The sequence below is a fragment of the Methylomagnum sp. genome (assembly GCF_054333355.1).
Window position 1 is genome coordinate 1 of record NZ_JBTEKS010000297.1, and the last position, 5,471, is coordinate 5,471.

The window sequence follows — 5,471 nt, forward strand, 5'->3', positions numbered from 1 at the left end:
CTTTGTCCGCCGCGCCATCTGGGCGCGGAAGTATTTCGTCAACTCCGCATCCGGCGGCGAACTGTTGGAATTGTCGCCTCGCGATGGCGAAGTCCTGCTGAATCAACTCGCCGCCACGGCGTGAAAAGGCCAAAGTCGAGATGCCTTGGCTTCTTCCAACAATAGAAAATCCAAGCGCTCACGCCAGACGGCCAACGCGGGCGATACTTTTGCGGGGCTGGGAGTGGGTGGTGGCGGATAGGCTGGCGCAGTAACCGGATGTGGACGGCTCGGCCTAATTCCAGTAATCCCCCACACCAACCGCCCCACATTCTTCGCGCTCAAGGCCGGGCGCAAATCCACCCAAGTGCGGTTGCTCAAAAACAGCGGCAAACTCGGCACGGCGGGCACATCGGGCAACAACACCGGAATCACCGGGCGTTTATCCTTGACCGCCAAATCCAGTGCCGCCCGCATTTCCTCATCTTCCCACGGCCCCAAGCCATCCTTGCCAATCACCACCGCCACACTCGCCGAATCGCGAATGCCGCTTTCCAGCAATTCTTGCCACGGCACGCCGGGCCGCAATTCATCCTCGTCGTACCAAATCTTCAAGCCGTAAGCTTCCAGCGCCGCCTTCAAATCCCGAACAGCGGGCTTGTCTTTGCTGTTGTGGCTCAGAAAAACATCGAAAGTCGTCATGTTCGCCTCGCAGTCATTATTGTGAGGCGATTCTGCGGCAGAAGTGGAACGGAAACAACAAGGGCGACCCTCGTTTCTCGCGGGTGCGTGAACGCTTCCCGCTGCCGCATGAGCGATTCCCGCCCCAGCGCCAACGCTTCCGGCCCCAGCACAAACGCTTCCGGCCCCAGCAAAAGCGATTCCCGCCCCAGCACAAACGCTTCCGACGCCAGCACCAACGCTTCCGGCCCCCATCACCCGGCCCCGCCGACCATGCTAGACTCGCTCAAGCCCCCGCGCTGGCGGACTCAGCGCGGACCCTCTAACGGAATAAATTCAATGAAGATTCATCCAATTGCCTTAGGGATGCTGCTAAGTGCCGCGCTGCTGACTGGTTGCGTCTCCCGCCTCGCCAGCTCGTTGAGCGGCGATCCCGACATCCAGGACGCCGCCGACGACATGGAAGAATCGCGGCTCGATTACGAAAGCTGCCTCAAGGACCAAGAGGATGAATTCGGCCTCAACTGCGACGACTGGAAGGACATTTACGAAGACGACCAGGACGCCTACGAGCGGCTTGTCAAGCGCCAACAGGCTCAACGCGGTTAAGCCAGGAAACCACCTGGATTTGCTGGATTTTCCAACGATTGTGTATGCTTGTGGAAATCACAGCCACCGCACTCGCGCCATAAAACCAAAACAACCCTCCGTATACGATCATGACTTACTGTCTTGCCATCAACGTCGATGACGGCCTCGTGTTCTGCTCGGACTCCCGCACCAACGCCGGGATGGACAACATCGGCAGCTACTCGAAAATGCACACCTTCGCTTGGGCGGGCGACCGCGTGTTCGTGCTGCTGTCCGCCGGCAACCTTGCGACCACCCAGGCCGTGGTGAAGAAAATCCACCGCGACATCGAACAAGCCATCGTGCCCAACTTGCTGACCGTCGCCAGCATCAGCGAAGCCGCCGATTATGTCGGCATGGTCAGCACCCACGTCCAGCGCCAACAGGCCAGCCGCGACACGGCCAACACCAACTTCGAGGCCACCTTCATCTTCGGTGGGCAGATGGGGCTGAATCCGCCCGAAACCTTCATGATCTATCCGCAGGGCAACTACATCCACGAATCCAGCGAACACCCATTCCTGCAAATCGGCGAGACCAAGTACGGCAAGCCCATCATGGACCGCGTCATCAAGCGCCACATCGAACTGGAACGGGCCGCCCGCGTGGCGCTGGTGTCCATGAACTCCACCATTCGCAGTAACGTGACCGTGGGGCCGCCCGTTGAATTGCTGATTTACGAGCGCGACTCCCTCGACGAGGGGCGGCGGCTCTACCTGACCGATGACGACCCCTTCGCCCACGAGTTGTCCGAGCGCTGGAATCAAGGCTTGATGCGAGCCTTGGAAAGCCTGCCCCTGTTCAAGTGGGAGTCCTCCGCCACCAAGGGCAAAGCGACCTAGGCGGTTTCGGGACTCTTGCGACAATGCGCTTCGCGGTCGAACACACCACCCGCTACCGGTACGACCAGCCAGTTTGGCTTGGTCCCCACGACATCCGGCTCAGGCCGCGCCATGACGGGAGCCAGCGCTTACTCAGCTTCAGTTTGAGCATCGAGCCAACGCCGACGCGGCTGTCCGAGCAACTGGACCCGGACGGCAACGTCGTCACCCGCTGCTGGTTTCAGGTGCCGTGCGATAGCTTCACCGTGCGGACGGCGTTCACGGCGGAAACCATCCGCGCCAATCCCTTCGATTATTGGCCCGACCCCGGCGGCGAGCGCTTGCCGATGATTCTCCCGGAAGGGCTGGCGAGACGCTTGGCGGCGTATCTCGCGCCGCCGTCGGGAATACATCCCGAAGTCGTGCGGCTGGCGAATGGACTTGCCGAAGCCAGCGGCTACAACCCGCTGGATTTTCTGGCCCGGCTGAATGGCTTCCTGTTCAATGAATTCGAGCGGGTCATTCGCAAGGACGGCGATCCTTATCCCCCGCACCGCAGCTTGGCGGAACGGCGGGGCGCTTGTCGCGACTTGAGCTTGTTGTTCATCGACGCCTGCTGCGCCGTCGGCATTCCCGCCCGCTTCGTGAGCGGCTACGGGCAGGGCTGGGAAGAGCGGCCCGAGCGCTACATGCACGCTTGGCCGGAGGTGTTCGTGCCCGGCGGTGGCTGGCGGGGTTATGACCCGACGTTAGGGCTGGCGGTTTTGGAGCGGCATGTGGCGGTTGCGGCGGCGGCGGATTTTTCGGACGCCGCGCCCATCAGCGGGGGATTTTCCGGCGGCTCGTCTGTCGGCATGGATGCCAAAATCTCGATTCAAATGCGCTGACGGGAGAACGGGCGTCCCGCCCGTTTACTGTCCAGGCTCAATCCCACACTTCTTCATAAACCTGCTCGATGGGAATCTCCATTTCCACCGAGTGCAGCGGAATCACCATGCCGTCGGTGTAGATGCTTTGCCGCCACTCGCCCGATTCGTCCCGCCGGAATACCCGCACATCCAGGCTGTCTTGGGACACCAGCACATATTCCTTGAGGCTCTGGAGGGTTTGGTAATCGCGCCATTTTCTGCCCCGGTCGTGCTTGGCCGTTGAGTCGGACAGCACTTCGACAATCAGCGTGGGTTGCTCGCGGTAATAGCTGTCCGGGGCTTTTTCGCAGGACACCATCACGTCGGGATAATAGAAGGCGTTGGCTTGTTCCAGCTTGGCTTTGACATCGGCGATGAACACCCGGCAAGGCGTCCCCTTGAGATGTCGCCGCAAAGCCATGTACAAGTTGCCGGAAATGACGTTGTGATGGCTGCTGGTGCCGGTCATGGCGTAGACCTGCCCCGCCACGTATTCGTGCTTGATGGGGCTATGGCGTTCCATCTCCAAATAGTCCTCCGGGCTAATCCAAGTTTCGCGTAGGGCGTGAGCGGCCATGGTTGATTCCTCGTTGCGTTGAAATGCCGGAATTAACGTTACGTTTTTCTATAGACATCATCCTCCCCCACGCCCCGCGTTTCCGCAACCCCCCGGCGCGGCTATAATCGCCGGTCCATTTTTCTCACCCCTAGCGGAAGCCTCCATGTCCCATCAAACCGTTAAGAAAGTCGCCCTGGCCTATTCCGGCGGGCTAGACACCTCCGTCATCCTGCAATGGCTGCGGGAAACCTACCACTGCGAAATCGTCACCTTCACCGCCGACTTAGGGCAAGGCGAGGAACTGGAACCGGCCCGCGCCAAAGCCACGGCGATGGGCATCCAGGAAATCTACATCGACGACCTCAAGGAAGAATTCGTGCGCGACTTCGTGTTCCCGATGTTCCGCGCCAACACCATCTACGAAGGCGAATATTTGCTCGGCACCTCCATCGCCCGCCCGCTCATCGCCAAGCGCCTGATCGAGATCGTCAACGAAACCGGCTGCGACGCCATCTGCCACGGCGCCACCGGCAAGGGCAACGACCAGGTGCGCTTCGAGCTGGGCGCCTACGCCCTCAAGCCCGACATCAAGGTCATCGCGCCTTGGCGGGAGTGGGATTTGACCTCGCGGGAAACCCTCCTGGCCTATGCCGAGAAGCACAGCATCCCCATCGAAATGAAGCGCGGCAAAGGCTCGCCTTATTCGATGGACGCCAACTTGCTGCATATTTCCTACGAGGGCGGCATTCTCGAAGACCCGTGGGCCGAGCCGGAGGAGGACATGTGGCGCTGGAGCGTCAGCCCGGAAGCCGCCCCGGACCAGCCCACTTATCTCGTGCTGGGCTATGAGAAGGGCGACATCGTTGCCATCGACGGCGAGGCGCTGACCCCGGCGCAAGTGCTGGCGAAGCTGAACCAACTGGGCGGCGCGAACGGCGTGGGCCGCTTGGACATCGTGGAGAACCGCTATGTCGGCATGAAGTCCCGTGGCGCGTATGAGACCCCCGGCGGCACCATCATGTTGCGGGCGCACCGGGCGATTGAGTCGCTGACCCTGGATCGCGAAGTGGCTCACCTCAAGGATGAACTCATGCCGCGTTATGCCAGCCTGATTTATAACGGCTATTGGTGGAGTCCCGAGCGCTTGCTGCTGCAAGAGCTTATCGACGCTTCCCAGGTGAACGTGAACGGCGAGGTGCGGGTGAAGCTGTACAAGGGCAACGTGACGGTGGTGGGCCGCCAGTCCGAGACCAATAGCTTGTTCGATATGAATATCGCGACGTTTGAGGACGACAAGGGCGCGTATAACCAGAAGGATGCGGAGGGCTTTATTAAGCTGAATGCGCTGAGGATGCGGATTGCGGCGAAGAAGGGGACGAAGTTCGCTTAAAACCGCGTTTTACCTAGTGAGAAAGCCCGTCGTAAATCTTCGGGCTTTTGAACGCCGCTTTTTGAAAGGAAAAAACATGGATTTTTGGCATACCGCTAATTGCGCTTTTTCTCCTGAGGAGCGCGAGGCGTTCAATAGCTGGAAGGCAGAGGTTTATCTTGTGTCGGAGAAAGCTCTAAGCGAAGCTCGCAGGTTTTCTGGCGATGAAACGTTTTCTGTCGTCTCACAAAGAATCGAGATATTGCATGACATGATATGTGCAATACCTTGGTTTGAAGATGATCGGTAGTACCACCATCGTGGGTACATTGTGCGTACCTCCCTCTCGGCCCAAATCGGTACGCACAACGTACTCTACGACTAATAGACATGTTCCCTACCTAAGTTGTTGTTTTCAATGAGAGTTTAAAGTTCCAGAGGCCCGCTCCAATATAAATAAAGGTATCTAATAAATGTGTCAGATGATTTCTTGAGCGATGCACCAAACTATGCAGACATTTCAT

The 5,471-nt window shown here is 59.1% G+C and carries 6 protein-coding genes; 4 read left to right on the top strand and 2 right to left on the bottom strand.

Annotated elements, in window-relative coordinates:
• Window positions 1-102: 102 nt before the first annotated feature.
• Window positions 103-681 (bottom strand): toll/interleukin-1 receptor domain-containing protein, encoded by a 579-nt coding sequence (locus ACXWUF_RS17645; RefSeq protein WP_458495928.1) that lies wholly within the window; start codon window positions 679-681, stop codon window positions 103-105.
• Between the two features lie 318 nt (window positions 682-999).
• Here ACXWUF_RS17645 and ACXWUF_RS17650 point away from each other — a divergent pair, with 318 nt between their 5' ends.
• From ACXWUF_RS17650 to ACXWUF_RS17660, 3 genes are all read left to right on the top strand, one after another.
• Window positions 1,000-1,269 carry a hypothetical protein gene (locus ACXWUF_RS17650; RefSeq protein ID WP_458495929.1) on the top strand — a complete coding sequence of 90 codons (270 nt, stop codon included), beginning with the start codon at window positions 1,000-1,002 and terminating at the stop codon, window positions 1,267-1,269.
• 110 nt (window positions 1,270-1,379) lie between these two features.
• A complete protein-coding gene (locus tag ACXWUF_RS17655; RefSeq protein ID WP_458495930.1) occupies window positions 1,380-2,132 on the top strand; it encodes a peptidase in 753 nt (250 codons plus the stop codon).
• Window positions 2,133-2,155: 23 nt separating this feature from the next.
• Window positions 2,156-2,998 (top strand): transglutaminase family protein, encoded by an 843-nt coding sequence (locus ACXWUF_RS17660; protein WP_458495931.1) that lies wholly within the window; start codon window positions 2,156-2,158, stop codon window positions 2,996-2,998.
• A gap of 37 nt (window positions 2,999-3,035) precedes the next feature.
• Here the strand turns inward: ACXWUF_RS17660 and ACXWUF_RS17665 are convergent, their stop codons facing one another.
• Entirely contained in the window at window positions 3,036-3,596 is a 561-nt protein-coding gene (locus ACXWUF_RS17665) for a Uma2 family endonuclease (protein ID WP_458495932.1), read from the bottom strand.
• A 145-nt stretch (window positions 3,597-3,741) separates the two neighbouring features.
• Between ACXWUF_RS17665 and ACXWUF_RS17670 the strand changes: the two genes are divergently transcribed.
• Window positions 3,742-4,968: an argininosuccinate synthase gene (locus tag ACXWUF_RS17670; protein ID WP_458495933.1), complete on the top strand. Its 1,227-nt coding sequence runs from the start codon at window positions 3,742-3,744 to the stop codon at window positions 4,966-4,968.
• The last annotated feature ends 503 nt before the right edge of the window (window positions 4,969-5,471 follow it).

Excerpts from the sequence above, each read along its gene's own strand:
- ACXWUF_RS17660 (WP_458495931.1), top strand. The coding sequence starts at position 2,156 with ATGCGCTTCGCGGTCGAACACACCACCCGCTACCGGTACGACCAGCCA.
- ACXWUF_RS17670 (WP_458495933.1), top strand. The coding sequence starts at position 3,742 with ATGTCCCATCAAACCGTTAAGAAAGTCGCCCTGGCCTATTCCGGCGGG.
- ACXWUF_RS17665 (WP_458495932.1), bottom strand. The coding sequence starts at position 3,596 with ATGGCCGCTCACGCCCTACGCGAAACTTGGATTAGCCCGGAGGACTAT.
- ACXWUF_RS17650 (WP_458495929.1), top strand. The coding sequence starts at position 1,000 with ATGAAGATTCATCCAATTGCCTTAGGGATGCTGCTAAGTGCCGCGCTG.
- ACXWUF_RS17655 (WP_458495930.1), top strand. The coding sequence starts at position 1,380 with ATGACTTACTGTCTTGCCATCAACGTCGATGACGGCCTCGTGTTCTGC.
- ACXWUF_RS17645 (WP_458495928.1), bottom strand. The coding sequence starts at position 681 with ATGACGACTTTCGATGTTTTTCTGAGCCACAACAGCAAAGACAAGCCC.